Below are 16,343 nucleotides of genomic sequence, written 5' to 3'. Positions count from 1 at the left end.
GACACCGGAGGGGGGAGCTGTGGCAGCAGGGGCGTTGCGGACCGTGCCGCTGGCCGGGGAGCCGACCTCGTCACCGATCAACCGGATCGCAGACCGCTACGGACTGACGGCGGCAAAACCACCACTGGCTTTGTAGGTCAGTTTTGAGGCCAGTGGTGGGTGGGTTCTGACTCCAGTGGTGTCGGCGGACAGTTGATATCGGTGAGTTCTGACTCCACTGGGGGCCTTGCGGTGGGAGTATCGGAGTGCATCAGCTAGCCCTGGGTGGCTCAAGTGCCCCTTTCGAAGGTCGAGTTGTACGCGGCGATCCGCCATGACGCTCGGGTCGAAGGGCTGTCCAGCAGGGCTTTGTCGGCCAAGTACGGGGTGGGCCGCAGGACGGTCGCGATGGCGCTGGAGTCGGTGTGGCCGGCGCCTCGCAAGCAGAATCCACCCCGGATCTCGCGCCTGGATCCGTTCAAGGCGACGATCGACCAGATCCTGCGGGATGACCTGGACGCGCCGCGCAAGCAGCGGCACACCGTCAAGCGGGTCTTCGACCGGCTGATCGACGAGCACGACGCCCAGAGCGTGACGTATTCGATGGTCCGCGCCTACATCGCCGGACGCCGTCCGGAGATCCGGGTGGAGGAGGGCCGCGGCCCGCCGCAGGCGTTCGTGCCGCAGACCCACCGCCCCGGCGACGAGGCGGAGGTTGACTTCGGGGACGTGTGGATCCACCTGGACGGCGTGTCCACCAAGGTGTTCCTGTTCTCGCTGCGCCTTTCATTCAGCGGGAAGGCCGTGCACAAGATCTTCGCTTCGTGCGGGCAGGAAGCGTTCCTGGAAGGCCACGTTCACGCGCTTCAAGTGCTGGGCGGCGTGCCGCGCGGCAAGGTCCGCTACGACAATCTGCGGGCCGCGGTCAGCCAGGTTTTGGGCCGTACCCGGGGACGGGTGGAAAGCGACCGTTGGACGGCGTTCCGGTCCCATTTCTCGATCAACAGTTTCTACTGCAATCCCGGCATCGAGGGCGCCCACGAGAAGGGCGGCGTCGAGGGGCAGATCGGCTGGTTCCGCAGGAACCACCTGGTCCCCGTCCCGAAGGTCGCCTCGCTGGCGGAGCTGAATGCGATGGTGGAGCGCTGGGACGAGGAGGACGACGCCCGTCGGATCATGCAGCGGGCGCTGACCATCGGTGAGATGTTCGCCGTCGAGCGCCCGCTGCTGGTGGCGCTGCCGGAGGAGGAGTTCGAGACCGGGCTGGTGTCCTCGCTGCGGGTGGACCGTTACAGCCAGGTCAGCGTGCGCACCAACCACTACTCGGTGCCGGTGCGGTTGATCGGCCGGATGGTGCGGGTCGTGCTGCACGCCTCCGAGCTCGTTGTCTACGACGCGCACAAGGAAGTCGCCCGCCACGAGCGGCTGATTGCCAAGGGCGGCTCCCGCCTGGAGCTGGACCACTACCTGGAAGCGCTGGTCCGCAAGCCCGGCGCGCTGCCCGGGGCGACCGCGCTGGACCAGGCCCGCTCGGCGGGCAAGTTCACCCCGGTCCACGACGCCTGGTGGCAGGCGGCCTGCACCGCCCACGGCGACGCGGAGGGCACCCGGGCGCTCATCTCCGTCCTGCTGCTGCACCGGCACATGGTCCACGAGCACGTGGTGGCCGGGATCGCGACCGCGCTGCGGGCCGGCGCGCTGACCGCCGACGCGGTCGCCCTGGAGGCCCGCAAGTGGGGCGAGGCCGACCAGGGCGCCGAACAGCTGGCCGACCAGGACGCCCCGCGCCGCCGGGTGGACGGCGGGGCGACGGTGACCTCGCTGACCGAGCGGCGCCTGGCCGCGCTGCCGCCCGATCCCAGGCCGCTGCCGTCGGTGGCCGTCTACGACCAGCTGCTGCAATTCCGTCGGCGTCCGGCCGACGGCCAGACATAGCAGGAAGAGGCACCGTGACCGCCAAGCGCAACCGCGGACTGACCGAACAGGCCGCCGACACCGCCGTGGACCAGGCGTGCCGGATGCTCCGGCTACCCACCATCCGCTCCCAGTACCCCGAGCTGGCTGAAGCCGCCGGCCGCGACCAGATGACCTATCGCGGGTTCCTGGCCGAACTGCTGCTGTCCGAATGTGACGACCGGGCCCGGCGCCGCTCGGAACGCCGGATCAAGGCGGCCGGCTTTCCGCGCGAGAAATCGATCCGGCAGTTCGACTTCGACGCCAACCCGGTTATCGACCCGGCCGCCATCCACACCCTCGCCAAGTGCGACTGGGTCAAGAAGGGCCTGCCGCTGTGCCTGATCGGCGACAGCGGAACCGGCAAGTCGCACCTGCTCATCGCGCTGGGCACCGAGGCGGCGATGCACGAGTACCGGGTGAAATACGTGCTGGCCACCAAGCTCGTCAACGAGCTGGTGGAGGCGGCCGACGAGAAGCTGCTGGCCAAGACCATCGCCCGCTACGGCCGCGTCGATCTTCTCTGTATTGATGAATTGGGGTATATGGAGCTTGATCGTCGTGGGGCGGAGCTGCTGTTCCAGGTATTGACGGAGCGTGAGGAAAAGAATTCTGTGGCGATAGCTTCCAATGAATCCTTCGGAGGGTGGACCAAGACGTTCACTGATCCAAGGCTCTGCGCGGCGATCGTGGACCGGTTGACGTTCGGCGGCAACATCATCGAGACCGGCACCGACTCCTACCGTCTGGCCGCCACCCGCGCCCGCGCCGAACAGAAGGCCGCCGCGGTCGCCGCGGGCTGAAGAAGACGGCGCCGTCCTACGGGGCCGGGCACGTCGGCGCCCTTCTCCAGTCCTCTACTTGCCGGGCAGTACCGAGCGGTCAGGCGTCGAATCGCTTCTCCTTTTATCTAGTGCTGTCAAGTGTCTCTACAGGTCAACGGGTTGAAGCGATGTAAGGCAAGTGGGGTGGCGGTGGCGCTCACGGACCCGACCGGGTGGGGAGACCTGTTCACGCGCGATGTCGCCCGGTAGATGCCGGATAGGTCGGGGCCCCACCCCTCGCGACGGGTTGATCAGTCCTGCGCCACGTTCGCCGCGGTCACATTCTCGATCACGCGGCCGAGTTTGGTCTTGGCCCGGGTCAGGTCCTGGATGCGTGCGGCGATGCGGTCGCGTTCGATGATGAGCTGGTCGAGCATGGCGGGGGTCGCGACGCCGGTGCTCACGCACGGCAGGAGTTCGACGACGGTACGGCTGGAGAGGCCGGCCGCGAAGAGGTCCTGGATGAGCTGGACCCGCTCCAGGGCTTCGTCGGGATAGTCACGCTGCCCACCGGGCGTCCGCGCCGATTCCAGGAGCCGCTGTTCCTCGTAGTAGCGCAGGGCCCGCACGCTGACCCCTGACCGCCTGGCGAGCTGTCCGATGCGCATGACGCAGGTCACTCCCTTCCCGCTCGTACCTCACGTTGACGTCAGGTTTAGGCTAGCAATACCGGCTCCGGGGGCAGCCCTGGGGGCCGATCGAACCGTTGCCGGCGCCGAGATTGATCATGACCTGGTGGCGGACCCGAGGGCGTTCACGCGGTTCTCGTACGCACGGCAGTCCTCGCGTCGTGCCGGGATCGCCGAGCCCACCCGAGGGCACATGGGTGTCGACCGTGACGGGTGGCGTGATCCCTCGTAGTGGCGCAGGCCCCCACGCTCACCCCCGCCCGCTCGCAACCTCACCCATCCGTGCCTGCCCTCCTCCGGCCGGGCGGCAGTTGCGGCTTGCACCTCACGTCAACGTCAAGTTCTAGAGTGACGAGCGTCGGATGAACACGTCATTCCGGCCCGTCAAAGTGAGGCAGACCATTATGCGCGCAGCCCGGTTCCACGAATACGGCGGAGCGGAGAGCCTGGTGATCGAGCAGGCCCCCGACCCCCACCCCGGACCAGGTGAGATCCGTGTCCGCGTCGCGGCGGCCAGCGTTAATCCCATCGACTGGAAGCTGCGCGCCGGCGCCCTGCACCAGCTGATTCCCCTGGAGCTGCCCGCCATTCCCGGGCGCGACGGCGCCGGTGTGGTCGACGAGATCGGCGACGGGGTGCAGGGGGTGAGCATCGGCGACCGGGTCTTCGGGCTGGGCGGCGTCACCGGCGCGACCGCGGAGCTGCTCATCCTTTCGGCCTGGGCGCACACCCCCGCCACGTGGAACGACGAGCAGGCCGCGGGCGCCGGTCTCGCGTCCGTGACCGCGATGGGTGGACTGAACGCGCTCGGCTCCCTCGCGGGGCGCACCCTTCTCGTCGAGGGCGCCGCCGGAGGCGTGGGCAGCGCGGCGGTCGAGATCGCGGTAGCGCAAGGTGCCACTGTGATCGGGACAGCCAGTGAACGCAACCACGTTTTCCTCACCTCTCTCGGCGCCGTTCCCACCACCTACGGCCCCGGCCTCGCACAGCGCCTCACCACCCTCGCTCCGCACGGCGTCGACATCGTGCTCGACACCGCGGCCTCCGGCTCCCTGGACGACCTCGTCGCGATCGCGGGCGACCCGAAGCGCGTCGCGACGGTCGCCGACCACGCGGGCGGGCAGCGCCTGGGCACGCATGTGGTCAACGCGGAGAACGATTCCACTCTCCTGTCCGCGGCGGCGGAACTGGGCGGGCAAGGCCGCTACACACCCCGTATTGAACAGGCCTACCCCCTGGAGCGGATCGCCGACGCCCACGCGCACGCCGAGCGCGGACGCACCCGAGGAAAGATCGTGATCTGCATCTGAACAGGCCGATCTGTATCTGAACAGGCCCACGAGGTAGGTAACTCGCAACGTGCGGGCCTGCGTGGCGAGCGTGCCCTCGATCGGTACCGGCGAGCGGGCGGTCCGAAGCGGGCCGATCTCCATGTCGCCTCGTCAAGCAGGCCGCCCCCACTCGGGCACCGCACGTGGCACATGAGCCGTCGTCCACGGGGCACTAGCCTCATCCAGCTTCAGCAGCCCCGTGAGAGGGGTTCGAATACGGGTTCTCAATCGGTCGCAGCGGGGCCCGCCAGGTGGAGTCATTTCTCACCTACAAAATCGGGTCTCCCAGGCACCGGGTGGAGTCAGAACTGACCTACAAGTGGCGTCAACCGTCACCTACGAAGCCACACCACCCTCCTCCACGTCGGCCGCGCCTGCCACCTCGCCCGGGTAACTAGCCCGACCGGACATGACGGTGGCCCGTCCCGTGAGAGATCCCGGGGCGGGCCACCGACGTGTGTGTGGTCGTGAAGGGCGGTCGCCTACGCGGCGAAAGGCTCCATGAGGCTTCAGCCGAACGATCATCCTCATGGGCAATAGGTGAGGCCCGGGGACACTGTCCCCTCCACAACCACACCCCTCACAACGCAGTCGGCCGGTCAGGCATTCCCGTGCGGAGGGGGCTGGACGGGAGAGGGAGTCGGGCAGGCAGCCCGACGCGGAAGCCTCGTACGCCATTCAGACAATGCATCCATATGGGGTGAGTGGGGCGAAGTATTGGTTACTCCGGATGTACGACTCCCACAGGATGGAGACCACCCATGGTGATCAAGAAACTCCACGACATGGGCATCCGCAGCGAACACGCCTATATGGCTGGCCTGGCTTCCGTCGGCCTCAGCTTCGCCTCCTGGGTGACCAGCCTCAAAGCCGAACAGGCCGGCATCGAGCGCGCAGACCGCTGGGGCATCTTCGTCGGTGAATGGGCACCCACCTTCATCGGCCTCGGACTCGCCCTCTCCCAGTACGAACAGGAAGAAGGCGCCCTCAGCGGCTCCCTGCACCCCCTCCGACAGACCGGCTGACCGGCCCACGCGTCCGGCGCCAACGGCATCACTCTTTGCGTACGTGGGCGCCGCCGTTGAACACGTCAGCGCCCGCCCGGGCGACGGCACCGTGAGACGGAGCCTCATCCCCGGTCACGGCGCCCACCCGAAGATCACCCACCGGAGTTCGCCAGGCAGACAAGCTGCCCGGACCGCGCGCGGCTGGCCTCACCGCGCACGAACAGGGCGGACCGGGTCGGCCGACCCCCGCAGCGCTCCCCGGCCCCCGTCCTCTCCCGTCCCTTCCCTTCTTTCTGCCGTGGCGGTCGCGGGGTGCTCTGTGGGGGATGTCAGACCCACGACCACGCCAAAAACCCTTGATGACCTGCACGAACACGACAAGATCACCCGTGCATGGGTGTCAGATAGTGCGCCAGATAGTGCGCCAGTTGACGTGCTAGATGGTGGGGCTGGCTGGCGTGCGGCGGCGCTCTCCTCAGCAGTGACGGCACGGACCCGATACCGGCGCCCGGCACGGCCACCAGGTCGCGCCTCTGGTCGCGATCCTGGTCGCATCGGAGCAGACCGCTGAGAGTGCCGAAAGCGCAGGTCAAGTGCCGCTTGGCGAGTGTACGCCGTGCCGACTACTTACCTACAGCGCCCTGTCCGTCCCGGCCTGGCTCGTAATGACGTCCTCACCGCCTCCGCCCCGGTACCCCTGTGCCGACCTCTTCTGGCTGTCGCAGAAAGAGGCGTCGTCCAGCTGCCCGGCTTGCCCGGCCGGGGTGGCCTGCGGGGACGGGCCCGGCTTACCCGGGGAAGCTGCACCCCTCGGTGCACCCTTCGGCCCCACGGTGGAGGCAACGGTGGGGCACACGGTCCAGCCCCCCAAGGAAGCAACCCGCGCCGCGGGCCGCGCGGTCCCGGCCGGCCCGCGCGGAACGGGAGTCTGCGGCCGCCCTCTCCTCGCCCGCCGTGCTTCCGTCCCCTGCCCCACCCACCAGTTTCACCAGGTCCAGGGCGACGGAGTAGGCGTAGAGGAGATGTCCGCTCCCCAACCACGCCCGGAGGGGAGGACGCCTAACTCGGGTTGAAGCGGGGCTCGGGTCGCGGAACACCCCCACGTCGGCGGGGAGGACTGACCGGCTCGGTCATGTACCCGTACGGCGCGTCGGAACACCCCCGCGTCGGCGGGGAGGACACGCGCTCGGATGGATGCTGCGCCACGGCCCGCGGAACACCCCCGCGTCGGCGGGGAGGACATCTCGCGGCGGATCCGTTTGTGGAGCTCCCGCGGTTCGGCGGCTACACCGACGAAGGAGAGGGCTACTACCTGGATGATGGCTCGGTCTCGACTCCCGCGGCTACGACGCCGGCAAGAAAATCAACGGCCGCAAGCGGCACCTGGTCGTGGACACCAAGAGCCTGCCGCTGTTCGTCATGGTCACCCCCGCCGACATGACCGACCGCAACGCGGCCAAGGAAGTGCTGTTCCGGCTGCGGCTGATGCACCCCGAGATCACCATCGTCTGGGCCGACTCAGCCTATGCCGGACAGCTCGTGACCTGGGCGAAGACTTATCTGAACCTGACGATCAAGACCGTCAGCCGTCCGAAGGACGCCTCCGGGTTCGTCGTTTTGCCCCGGCGCTGGGTCGTCGAACGCTCACACGCCTGGGTCATGCACGCCCGACGACACGCGCGCGACTACGAACGGCTCATCCAACACTCGAAATCGCTCATCACCTGGGCCGCGATCATCCTCATGACCAGGCGCATCACCCGCCGAAGCTCCCGCAGAAGCGGACAGCCGACATCCCGCGAAGCCCAACGGGACTGATCGTTCTCAAGGCCAGCGCCATCACCTTGGCCCTGCCCTGGCCGGGATCGCGGCCCCGAGCACCACTCTCCCACCGCCCCCGAAGCCTGTCAGTGGCTTCATGCACCAGGCGCCGGCGGCGAGGACCCGCAACCAGCACCGTTCGAGGCCACCATCATCAGCTCATCGACTGTGAAAAGGCTTATCACGGCCGCGAGGCCAAATTAATTGAAGGACTAACTTCCAGATCAGGAGTCAGCGAGGCAATGCCGTTCGGAGTAACCAGGTCGCCATCTGAGTGGAAATGAAGCCACACGCTTCACGATTCATGCCGTGGACCGTGACCATCGGCAACTATGAGATCAAGCGTCCCGGTGTCTGTCGAATGTAGGCAGCCACTCAATAAGGGACGCGCCTCGCGAATAGGAGAGTCCATTGAGTGTTGACTCGAGGAGGAGGTCCTTGGCGGGACCGCTTCCGCGACGAAGCAGATGGCTGGTCGGGAGCGCTGCGGCCTCCCTCGCCCTTGCGCTGACGGGCATGGCAGCCCCGGCGTTCGCCGCTGCGGACACGCATGTTGCCCACCAGAGGGTGTCCAAGGCCGGCGGCGACGACTGCCGCCAGGCGGCGACGCCCGCCGACGGGCACGGAGAAAACTGCCAGCAGGGTCCTCCCGGACCTCCCGGACCTCCCGGACCTCCCGGACCTCCCGGACCTCCCGGACCTCCCGGACCTCCCGGACCTCCCGGACCTCCCGGACCTCCCGGACCTCCCGGAAGCCTGATCTCCGTTCCTCTGGTGGTCACGCTGACCCCGGGGATCAACACGCTCGGCCCCGTCGCGTGTCCCGCCGGCACCACTCCGATCTCGGCCCGTCTGGTCAGTGACGCCGGCGTCGCCATCGGAATCACCGGGATCACCTTGGCCGGCAACGCCGCCACAGTGGTCACAGCCGCCGTTCCGGTGGGTGTCACCGCAGGCACGCTCACAGTGTTCTGCGCGGCGGTGTAATCGCCTCACGCTCTGCACCACGGCCAGAGGTCATCTCGTTGATGGCAGCTGGCTGTGGAGCGCCCGCTTTTGAACCGGGTGACCACATACCGGGTCACCCGGTCATCGGAGTCCGCGTCTGTACGACGCGGACTCCGATTGCGTTTTTATGGCCTATTGCCATTTGACGTACCCGTCGGGATTGGGTATGCCCAGTCAACCGCCCACCTCCCTATTGAGAGGGGCGAGCGAGATCGGGCTACGACGATCGCCGATTCCGGCGGCAAGTAGCAATACATACTTAGGCCGGGCCCCATCGGGGCCCGGCCTTTTCCTGCACAAGAAGAGAATCCATTCACTCACATTCTGCGCGCCAGAGCCAAGACCACGGAAGGCGACGCGCGGTCAGCACCAATCCATGCCGCCGTCGCCCTCGGCGGAGTTGGTGCTGGTCATGAGGGGGTGGTTCTCCTGTCGTGCCCTCTCAGGCTAACCCGGCGAAGCGGGACGTCTCACCTAAGGCTGACAGAGAGGGGGCCGCGTCACAGCCCTCCACCAGCTCGACGGCCGACGTGGCGATCTCGTCGAGCGTCGCCTGCACCGACTGCTGCTCCAGCAGTTTCCGTGCGAGCACCGCCATGCGCTCGGCGTACTCACGCCACTCCACAGCCGCCACCTGCCTCGATCACCGCGTGCCGAAACCGTACCGTCCCCGCTCCTGACCCACCGGGGGCCGTGACGCGCGGGCCTTCACTGACAGACGAGGGCGAAGAGGGACATCGTCCATGGAGGAGGCTGCCAGCTCCCCTTTCGGCCCCTTCTGATGCCGTCATGAGGTAGCGGGGACGCCAGTTGGACTGTGGCTCAGCGGTCGCTCGGGATGAGTGAAGATCGCCAGCAGTCCGGCTCGGGAGCGGAGGAGCCGGCCGCAAGAGCGTTCGGTCAGCGATCGTTCGCCCCGACGAGTCCGACCACCAACTGACGCGCGTACGCGGTGTCGAGCCCCTCCGGACGAAAGAGGATGCGGTACATCATTGGGGCGACGACGCGGTCGAGGACTGTCTCGACGTCGGGTGCGTTCTCCCCGCGGCCGGCCGCGCGATCGAGGATGACGTCGATCTGCTCGGCCGCGTAGGCCGAGCACTGGCCGGCGTTGGTGCCGTCCGGGTCGCCGAGCAGAGCGTCGCGGATGTAGGCGCGGCCCGTGGGGGCGGACATTTCCTCCAGGAACTGCTCGGCCCAGGCCTCGAGGTCGGACCTCAGGCTTCCCTTGTCCTCCGGCGCCGTCTCGGGCCGCAGACGCTCGACCGCCACGTCCGACAGCAGCTCCTGCAGGTCGCCCCAGCGGCGGTAGATCGTGGACGGGGTGACTCCGGCGCGGGTGGCCACCAGGGGGACCGTGAGGGCTTCGCGGCCCACCTCCGCCTCGATTTCGCGCACGGCGGCGTGCACCGATGCCTGCACCCTGGCGCTGCGCCCACCGGGGCGCACCATGGTCTTTCGGCTCATGGAACCATCTTAAAGCAAATATGTTGCTTCAGGTGCTCGTCCCGGCACCGGGCGCTGCGGCCGGGCCGCTCCGTCGGTTCGTCACACCGCTGCCAGTGGGCGCGCGGGCCGGGTCTGCTCGTAAGCGTGGCCGACTCGCAGCAACACCGGCTCCCCGAGGGTGCGGCCGATCAGTTGCATGCCGATGGGCAGGCCTGTCGCGTCGTGGCCGACCGGGACGGACAGCGAGGGCACGCCGGTGATGTTGGCGGGGGCGGAGAGGCGTACGTAGGCGTCGGAGACCCCCTCGACGGTGCCGTCCGGCCAGGTGATCGCCTCATCGTCCGCCTTCACCGCAGTGGCCGGGACCGTCGGGGCGGCGATCACGTCGACCTCCTCCAGCAGGCGGGCCCAGGCCTGCTGCATGAGGGTGCGCGAGCGCTGGGCTCGCAGGTAGTCCCCGGCCGGCATCAGCTCGCCGGCTTCGAGAAGGATCCGCACGTCGGCCTGGTACAGGTCGGGGACGGCGCGCACGGTGCGCTCGTGGTAGGCGGTGGCCTCCGGCACCATCAGGCCCCACTGGGTGGCCTGGATGTAGCGCGGCATCGGGATCTCGACCTCGACGAGCTGCGCTCCGAGGCTCTCGAGCTCGGCTGTGGCGCGCCGGACGGCGGCCTCCACCTCGGAGTCGACGCGGTCGAAGTAGTAGTTGCGCGGCACTCCGATGCGCAGGCCCGTCAGTTCCGTGGCGCCGCCCGGCCGGTAGTCCGGGCCGGAGGTGATCAGGGAGGCGGGGTCGCGGGGATCGTGGCCGGCCAGGGCGGACAGGACCAGGGCGGCGTCCTCCACGGTGCGGGTGATCGGGCCCACGTGGTCCAGCGACCAGGACAGGGATGTCACACCGTGGCGGGGAACGAGGCCGTAGGTCGGTTTGAGGCCGACGACCGCGTTGAGCGCGGAGGGCACCCGGATCGATCCGCCGGTGTCGGTGCCCAGGGCGAAGGTCGCGGCGCCCGCGGCGACGGCGACGGCGGAGCCGCCGCTGGAGCCTCCGGCGACCCGGTCGCGATCCCAGGCGTTGCGGGTCTGCGGGGTGGTCAGACCGTAGGCGAACTCATGGGTGTGCGTCTTGCCGAGCAGGACCGCGCCGGCCGCGGCCAGGCGGGCGGCGACCGTGCTGTCGGCCTTGGCACGGTGCTCCGCCCGGACCCGGGAGCTGGCCGTGGTGGCCGTGCCGGCGACGTCGATCAGGTCCTTCAGCCCCATGGGGATGCCGTGCAACGGACCGTGCAGTCGGCCGGCTGCGACATCCTGTTCGGCCTCGCGCGCCGCCCGGCGGGCCTCCTCTGCCGTGACGGTGACGTAGGCCTGAAGGTGCGGCTCCACCTGCCCGAGGCGGTCGAGGACGGAGTCCACCAGCTCGACGGGGGACAGCTGTCGTGCCCGGATCGCGTCAGCGGCTGCGGCGATGGACAGTTCATACGGCTGCATCGTTCTTCTCCTCTCCGGCGCGGTAGGCGGCGGCAGGCGGGGTGTCTCCGAAGTCCAGCTCCCGCAGGATCGCGACGACGGACTGGATGTGGTTGGCGGTGGCGGCCACCGCGGCGAGCCGGTCAGCCGGCAGTGGGAGCCCGGCGTGGTCGGCCCAGCGGGCCGCCTCCGATGGCGTGAGTTCGGCAGCGGGCATGAACGTTCTCTCCTGGTCGGACTGGGGCGACGGAGCAGTCCTGGGAACCCACCGCGCCAAAAGCTAACAGTTTGCTTTAGGCGAGACTAGGACCTACGGTGGTTTAAAGCAAACCGATTGCTTTTAGCGGGAGGGGTTCCATGTCCAACGCCACGTCAGACGCAGCCGCGCCATGCCCATGCCCCGCCGCCCGCACCCGCGCGGCTTCCTTCGCTCTCAACGTGTCGGTCGTTGCACTCCTCCTGGCCGCCTCCAGTGCGCCGACGCCGCTGTACCCCCTGTACCAGGACCAATGGGGCCTGACCGCCCTGACGATCACGGTGGTCTTCAGCGCCTACGCCCTGGCGCTGCTGGCGGCCCTGCTCACCGTCGGAGGGCTCTCCGACCACCTGGGGCGGCGGCCCGTCCTGATGGGTGCCCTGGTCCTGGAGGCAGCCTCCATGCTGCTGCTGGCCTCGGCGGACGGCGCCGGGCCGCTCATCGCCGCCCGCATCCTGCAAGGGGCGGCCACGGGCGCCGCCACCAGCGCCGCGGGCGCCGCCCTCCTCGACCTCGAGGACCCCCGGCGTTCCGGCCGGTCCGCCCTGGCCAACAGCATCGCCCCGGTCGTCGGCATGGCGGCCGGCGTACTGGCCTCCACCCTGCTCGTGCGCTTCGTTCCGGCTCCCACGGCCACCGTGTACGTAATCCTGGCGGCACTCTTCGCCGCCCAGACGGTCGCGGTCATCCTGACGCCGGAGACGGCCCACCCGCACCCTGGCACGCTGCGCTCCCTGCGTCCGCAGCTCGCCGTGCCGCCCTCGGCGCGCCGCGCCCTGCTGGCAGCCGGCACCGCAGTCGCCGCCGTCTGGGCGCTGGGCGGCTTCTACTCCTCCCTCGGACCGGCGCTCGTACGCCTGGTGGCCCCCGGCGCCCCGCACGTGTTCGCCGGGATGATCTTCTTCATCGTCAGCGCCGGGGCCGCGCTCACCGTGTGGAGGCTGCGCAGGGCCGCGCCGCTCGCCGCCGCCACCGGCGGAACCCTGGTGGTCATCCCCGCCACGGCCCTGAGCCTGCTCGGTCTGCACAGCGCCAGCCTGACCGCCGTCTACGGCGGGGCGGCCCTGGCCGGCATCGCCTTCGGCGCTGTCTCCCAGGGCGCGCTCCGCATGATGCTCGCCTCGCTCGACGAAGGGGACCGCGCCGCGACCCTGGCCGCCTATTACGTCCTCAGCTACCTGTCCATGAGCCTGCCCGCCATCGCCGCGGGCGCCGCCACCCAGCGCTTCGGACTGCGGACCGCTTCCCTCACCTACGCCTTGGCCGCCGCCCTCCTCGCTGTCGCGGCGGCGGCAGCACTCACCGCGTCTGGACGCAAGGCACTCCACACCACAGACGACCACCTCCGCTGAAACCTCTGAAGAAAAAGGAACGACGGACCATGAACACCTCACCGGCCGACCAGACCACCACCATCCCCTCCTGGACCGTGGGCGCTGTCACCGTCCACCGCATCGACGAGGTCCTCCTGCCGCCCGCGACCGGCCCCTGGCTGCTGCCAGACGCCACCACGGACGTGGTCAAGCACCAGGACTGGCTGCACCCTGACTTCGCCGACCACGAGGGCATCCTGCACATCGACAGTCACAGCTTCGCCTTCACCGTCGGCGGGCTGCGCATCCTCGTCGACACCGGAATCGGCAACGGTAAGGAACGGGCCAACCCCGCGTGGCACAACCTGCGGACCGACTTTCTCGAGCGCCTCACCACTGCCGGCTTCCACCCGGACCGCGTCGATCTGGTGATCCTCACCCACCTGCACGCCGACCACGTCGGCTGGAACACGCAGGAGGTGAATGGCGAGTGGGTCCCTACCTTCCCCAACGCCCGCTATGTCACCTCCCGCGCCGAGCGGGAGTTCTGGGCCACGTACGACATGGAGGAGGCACGCAGGCATATGTTCCGCGACTCCGTGATCCCCGTCGAGGAGGCGGGGCTGCTCGACCTCGTCGACGTCCCAGCCGAGGGGGTCGAGATCATCCCGGGCCTGCGCCTGCTGCCCACGCCCGGTCACACCCCCGGCCACATCGCCGTCCAACTGACCAGCCAGAGTGAGACAGCGCTGATCACCGGCGACTGCATCCACCACCCGGTCCAGTTCGCCCACCCCGCCATCGGCGCCTGCGTCGACATCGACCCGGCGCAGTCCGAGGCCTCGCGCCGCAAGCTGCTCGGCTCCCTCGCCGACACGGACACCCTGGTCCTCGGCACGCACTTCGCGCCGCCCACCGCCGGCCTCGTGCTTACCCACGAGAACGCCTACCGGCTTGCGCCCGTCCCCGCCACTTCAGCAAGACCATCGGTGCGGGCCAAGGGCCTCCGTCACCTGTGATGTGGGGGCCCTCGACTCGAACGAGAAGCGGCGAGCATGGGCTTCGGCAGCGTCCACGTCATGGCCGATTCCTTCCACGGAAGCCGCAGCCCGACCTCCACCCGATCGGTCGGCAGGCCCGACCACCCAAGCGCCGCACTCGCCGCCTAGGATCCGCACCTGTGGCAGAGGTCCCCGATGAAGAGGGGCCGGGGCCCAGATTGGCGCACATGGCTTCTAGGGCTGGAGAATCGCCATCGGCGAGGCGGGGTCCCAGGTCTGGGGCAGGAACAACCGCCAGTTGACCGCCGCCGAGGCATGATCGGACGCCAGGTGCAGCGAGACGCACACCTGGCAGTTGGTGACCTTACCCGCGGTGCCGGTGTACTGCCGCGACACGCACGCCGAGGCGGTGCCGTCCTTCAGGAAGCCGGTGTCGTCGAAGACCAGGGCCTTCGGCCGGATCACCGTTTCCATCTTCCAGGCCAGTTTCGCCCAGATATGGGCCGGGTCCCACGGGCTGGTGGTGACGAAGTGGGCCAGCGCCTGCCGGTTACCGTCCTCCCCGAGCCGGGCGGCCATCGGCTCGACCGACTTGCGCTTGCCGTCGGTCAGCAGTCCACGCAGGTAAACTGCCCCCACCGGCGCTGGTCGTTGCGCGCGAACGGCTCGAACACCTCCGCCGCAATCGCTTCCAACTCACCACACACCGCAGCCATTTCGTCCGGAGTCACACACCCTCAACGCCACACATGACCCGAAATGCACGCACCACCATTACCGACCTGACCAAGCACTACTAGATGTGCTCTAGCTCGCGACCGCCCCGGCCGCGATGAAGCTCACGTCGTCCGGTGGCAGGGCCGCCCCGTCGCCGTCGACGAACGCGATCTGGACGGGGCTGCCCGAGCGGGACCGGCGCAGCACTGAGGGACCCGTGCTGGGCGGGTCGTGCAGGTCGCCCCACTGCTGCAGGGCCGCAAGAGGGACCGCAAGGTCGCGGCCCGCGGGCGTGAGGTGGTAGCTGCGCCGGGTCCGCGACCCGGGCTCCTGGTAAGAGCGCTTGGTCAGCACGCCCGCCTTAACCAGGTGTTCGAGCCGGTCCGTGAGCACGTTGGGGGCGATGCCGAGCGCGCGCTGGAAGTCGGCGAACCGCTCGACGCCGGCCATCAGCGCCTCGCGGATGATGAGGAACGACCACCGATCGGCGAGGACGCCGAGGCAGCGCTCAATCGAGCACACCGGCTCAGGCCGGCGTGTCTCCGTTGCAGGCGACATCCATACAGCGTACCTGAGTTATCAATGACAAGTCAAATCCTTATCGAGAGGCCCGCACGAAAAGGACACCTAGAGGAGTTGACCTGGGCTATTGCAGCCCAATGCTGACTTGCCTACAGCAATTCAGCCCGATACGATTCCCACATGACGACCCAAGACCCGTTTACACCTTCACGTTTTGGTCTGACCCGCCACTCGGATACGTTCTGGCGAGTCACCTTCGACAACGGCCCGCTCAACCTCATCGACGGCCTGATGAACCTCGAGCTGCACCGGCTCCTCGACCAGGTTGAGCAGGACGGACGCGTCGCCGTTGTGCTGTTCGACAGCGCGAACCCCGATTACTTCCTCGCCCACTACGCCGTCCCTACGGACATGAGCCCGCTCGAGGTGCTGCAGCCGCCCGCCGCGCAGCCGTGGCTGCACTGGGCCAGCCTGCTAATCCGGCTGAGCAAGGCGCCGGCCGTCACGATCAGCGCGCTCCGCGGTCGCGCACGCGGGGCCGGCAGCGAGTTCGCACTCGCGACCGACATCCGCTTCGCCAGCCGCGAACGGGCCGTGCTCGGACAGTTCGAGGTCGCGCTCGCGGCGATCCCCGGCGGCGCCCCCTCGACCCGCCTGCCCGGCATCGTCGGCCGGGGCCGGGCGTTCGAAATCGTCCTCGGCGGCGAGGACTTCGACGGCGAGCTGGCGGAACGCTACGGATACGTCAACCGAGCCGTCCCCGACGATGGGTTTGTCTCGTTCGTCGATGCCTATGCCGAGCGCGTCTCCCGCTTCGACCGCCGCACGCTGATCGACATCAAGGACTCCATCAACGCCGCATCGCTGCCCGACGACGTGCAGCTGCTGGCGCTGATGCGCGCATTCGGCGACGCGATCGCCAGGGAGCCCGCGACCTCGCTCATTCCCGCGGCCACCGCGGCGGGCTGGGGACAACCGGGCGAGTTCGAACGGAACATGGGTACCCGCATCGCCGAACTGACGGCAGACAAGTCCAACTAACCTCGCGCTTTCACGAGTGTGCTCG

Annotated in this window: 13 protein-coding genes and 3 pseudogenes; 9 read left to right on the top strand and 7 right to left on the bottom strand. The window is 68.8% G+C overall.

Annotation, left to right across the window (positions count from 1 at the left end; all coding sequences use genetic code 11):
• The first annotated feature begins 273 nt into the window (after positions 1–273).
• Positions 274–1,914 (top strand): IS21 family transposase, encoded by a 1,641-nt coding sequence (istA, locus tag ABZ396_RS38535; protein ID WP_358923765.1) that lies wholly within the window; start codon positions 274–276, stop codon positions 1,912–1,914.
• Between the two features lie 14 nt (positions 1,915–1,928).
• Positions 1,929–2,735, top strand: a complete 807-nt coding sequence (istB, locus tag ABZ396_RS38530) for an IS21-like element helper ATPase IstB (protein WP_358923763.1) — start codon at positions 1,929–1,931, stop codon at positions 2,733–2,735.
• 272 nt (positions 2,736–3,007) lie between these two features.
• On the opposite strand, the gene ABZ396_RS38525 is transcribed toward istB, so the two are convergent.
• Positions 3,008–3,364 carry a MerR family transcriptional regulator gene (locus ABZ396_RS38525; RefSeq protein ID WP_097289521.1) on the bottom strand — a complete coding sequence of 119 codons (357 nt, stop codon included), beginning with the start codon at positions 3,362–3,364 and terminating at the stop codon, positions 3,008–3,010.
• A 425-nt stretch (positions 3,365–3,789) separates the two neighbouring features.
• On the opposite strand from ABZ396_RS38525, the gene ABZ396_RS38520 reads away from it, so the two are divergent.
• The 4 genes and pseudogenes from ABZ396_RS38520 to ABZ396_RS38505 all read left to right on the top strand — a co-directional run bounded on the left by ABZ396_RS38520 (position 3,790) and on the right by ABZ396_RS38505 (position 8,531).
• Positions 3,790–4,695 carry an NADP-dependent oxidoreductase gene (locus ABZ396_RS38520; protein ID WP_358923761.1) on the top strand — a complete coding sequence of 302 codons (906 nt, stop codon included), beginning with the start codon at positions 3,790–3,792 and terminating at the stop codon, positions 4,693–4,695.
• Between the two features lie 782 nt (positions 4,696–5,477).
• Complete coding sequence (locus tag ABZ396_RS38515; RefSeq protein WP_358923759.1) at positions 5,478–5,741, top strand: hypothetical protein; 264 nt, start codon at positions 5,478–5,480, stop codon at positions 5,739–5,741.
• Positions 5,742–7,046: 1,305 nt separating this feature from the next.
• Positions 7,047–7,487: pseudogene (locus ABZ396_RS38510) on the top strand (transposase); the annotation flags it as partial.
• Between the two features lie 831 nt (positions 7,488–8,318).
• Positions 8,319–8,531, top strand: a complete 213-nt coding sequence (locus ABZ396_RS38505) for a hypothetical protein (RefSeq protein WP_358923757.1) — start codon at positions 8,319–8,321, stop codon at positions 8,529–8,531.
• 514 nt (positions 8,532–9,045) lie between these two features.
• Here the strand turns inward: ABZ396_RS38505 and ABZ396_RS38500 are convergent.
• The 4 genes and pseudogenes from ABZ396_RS38500 to ABZ396_RS38485 form a co-directional block, all read right to left on the bottom strand.
• Positions 9,046–9,150: pseudogene (locus ABZ396_RS38500) on the bottom strand (antitermination regulator); the annotation flags it as partial.
• A 302-nt stretch (positions 9,151–9,452) separates the two neighbouring features.
• On the bottom strand, positions 9,453–10,019 hold the full coding sequence (locus tag ABZ396_RS38495; RefSeq protein WP_358923756.1) for a TetR/AcrR family transcriptional regulator: 567 nt from the start codon (positions 10,017–10,019) through the stop codon (positions 9,453–9,455).
• An 81-nt stretch (positions 10,020–10,100) separates the two neighbouring features.
• Complete coding sequence (locus tag ABZ396_RS38490; RefSeq protein ID WP_358923754.1) at positions 10,101–11,489, bottom strand: amidase; 1,389 nt, start codon at positions 11,487–11,489, stop codon at positions 10,101–10,103.
• On the bottom strand, positions 11,476–11,685 hold the full coding sequence (locus ABZ396_RS38485) for a hypothetical protein (RefSeq protein WP_358923752.1): 210 nt from the start codon (positions 11,683–11,685) through the stop codon (positions 11,476–11,478). Before ABZ396_RS38485 ends, ABZ396_RS38490 begins: the two co-directional genes overlap by 14 nt.
• Before the next feature lie 221 nt (positions 11,686–11,906).
• Here ABZ396_RS38485 and ABZ396_RS38480 point away from each other — a divergent pair, with 221 nt between their 5' ends.
• Both ABZ396_RS38480 and ABZ396_RS38475 read left to right on the top strand, forming a co-directional pair.
• The gene (locus ABZ396_RS38480; protein ID WP_358923750.1) at positions 11,907–13,076 is read left to right on the top strand and encodes an MFS transporter; all 1,170 of its coding nucleotides are present in this window, start codon (positions 11,907–11,909) and stop codon (positions 13,074–13,076) included.
• A gap of 29 nt (positions 13,077–13,105) precedes the next feature.
• Positions 13,106–14,056 (top strand): MBL fold metallo-hydrolase, encoded by a 951-nt coding sequence (locus ABZ396_RS38475; RefSeq protein WP_358923748.1) that lies wholly within the window; start codon positions 13,106–13,108, stop codon positions 14,054–14,056.
• A 237-nt stretch (positions 14,057–14,293) separates the two neighbouring features.
• Here ABZ396_RS38475 and ABZ396_RS38470 read toward each other — a convergent pair.
• Positions 14,294–14,754 (bottom strand): annotated as a pseudogene (locus tag ABZ396_RS38470) (transposase); the annotation flags it as partial.
• A 91-nt stretch (positions 14,755–14,845) separates the two neighbouring features.
• Positions 14,846–15,313: a helix-turn-helix domain-containing protein gene (locus tag ABZ396_RS38465; RefSeq protein WP_358923747.1), complete on the bottom strand. Its 468-nt coding sequence runs from the start codon at positions 15,311–15,313 to the stop codon at positions 14,846–14,848.
• 144 nt (positions 15,314–15,457) lie between these two features.
• Between ABZ396_RS38465 and ABZ396_RS38460 the strand changes: the two genes are divergently transcribed.
• Positions 15,458–16,318 (top strand): enoyl-CoA hydratase/isomerase family protein, encoded by an 861-nt coding sequence (locus ABZ396_RS38460; RefSeq protein WP_358923746.1) that lies wholly within the window; start codon positions 15,458–15,460, stop codon positions 16,316–16,318.
• The last annotated feature ends 25 nt before the right edge of the window (positions 16,319–16,343 follow it).

It is taken from the genome of Streptomyces sp. NPDC005866 (assembly GCF_040629895.1).
Taxonomy (GTDB): Bacteria; Actinomycetota; Actinomycetes; order Streptomycetales; family Streptomycetaceae; genus Streptomyces.
This window is presented reverse-complemented; position numbering and strand designations above follow the sequence as displayed.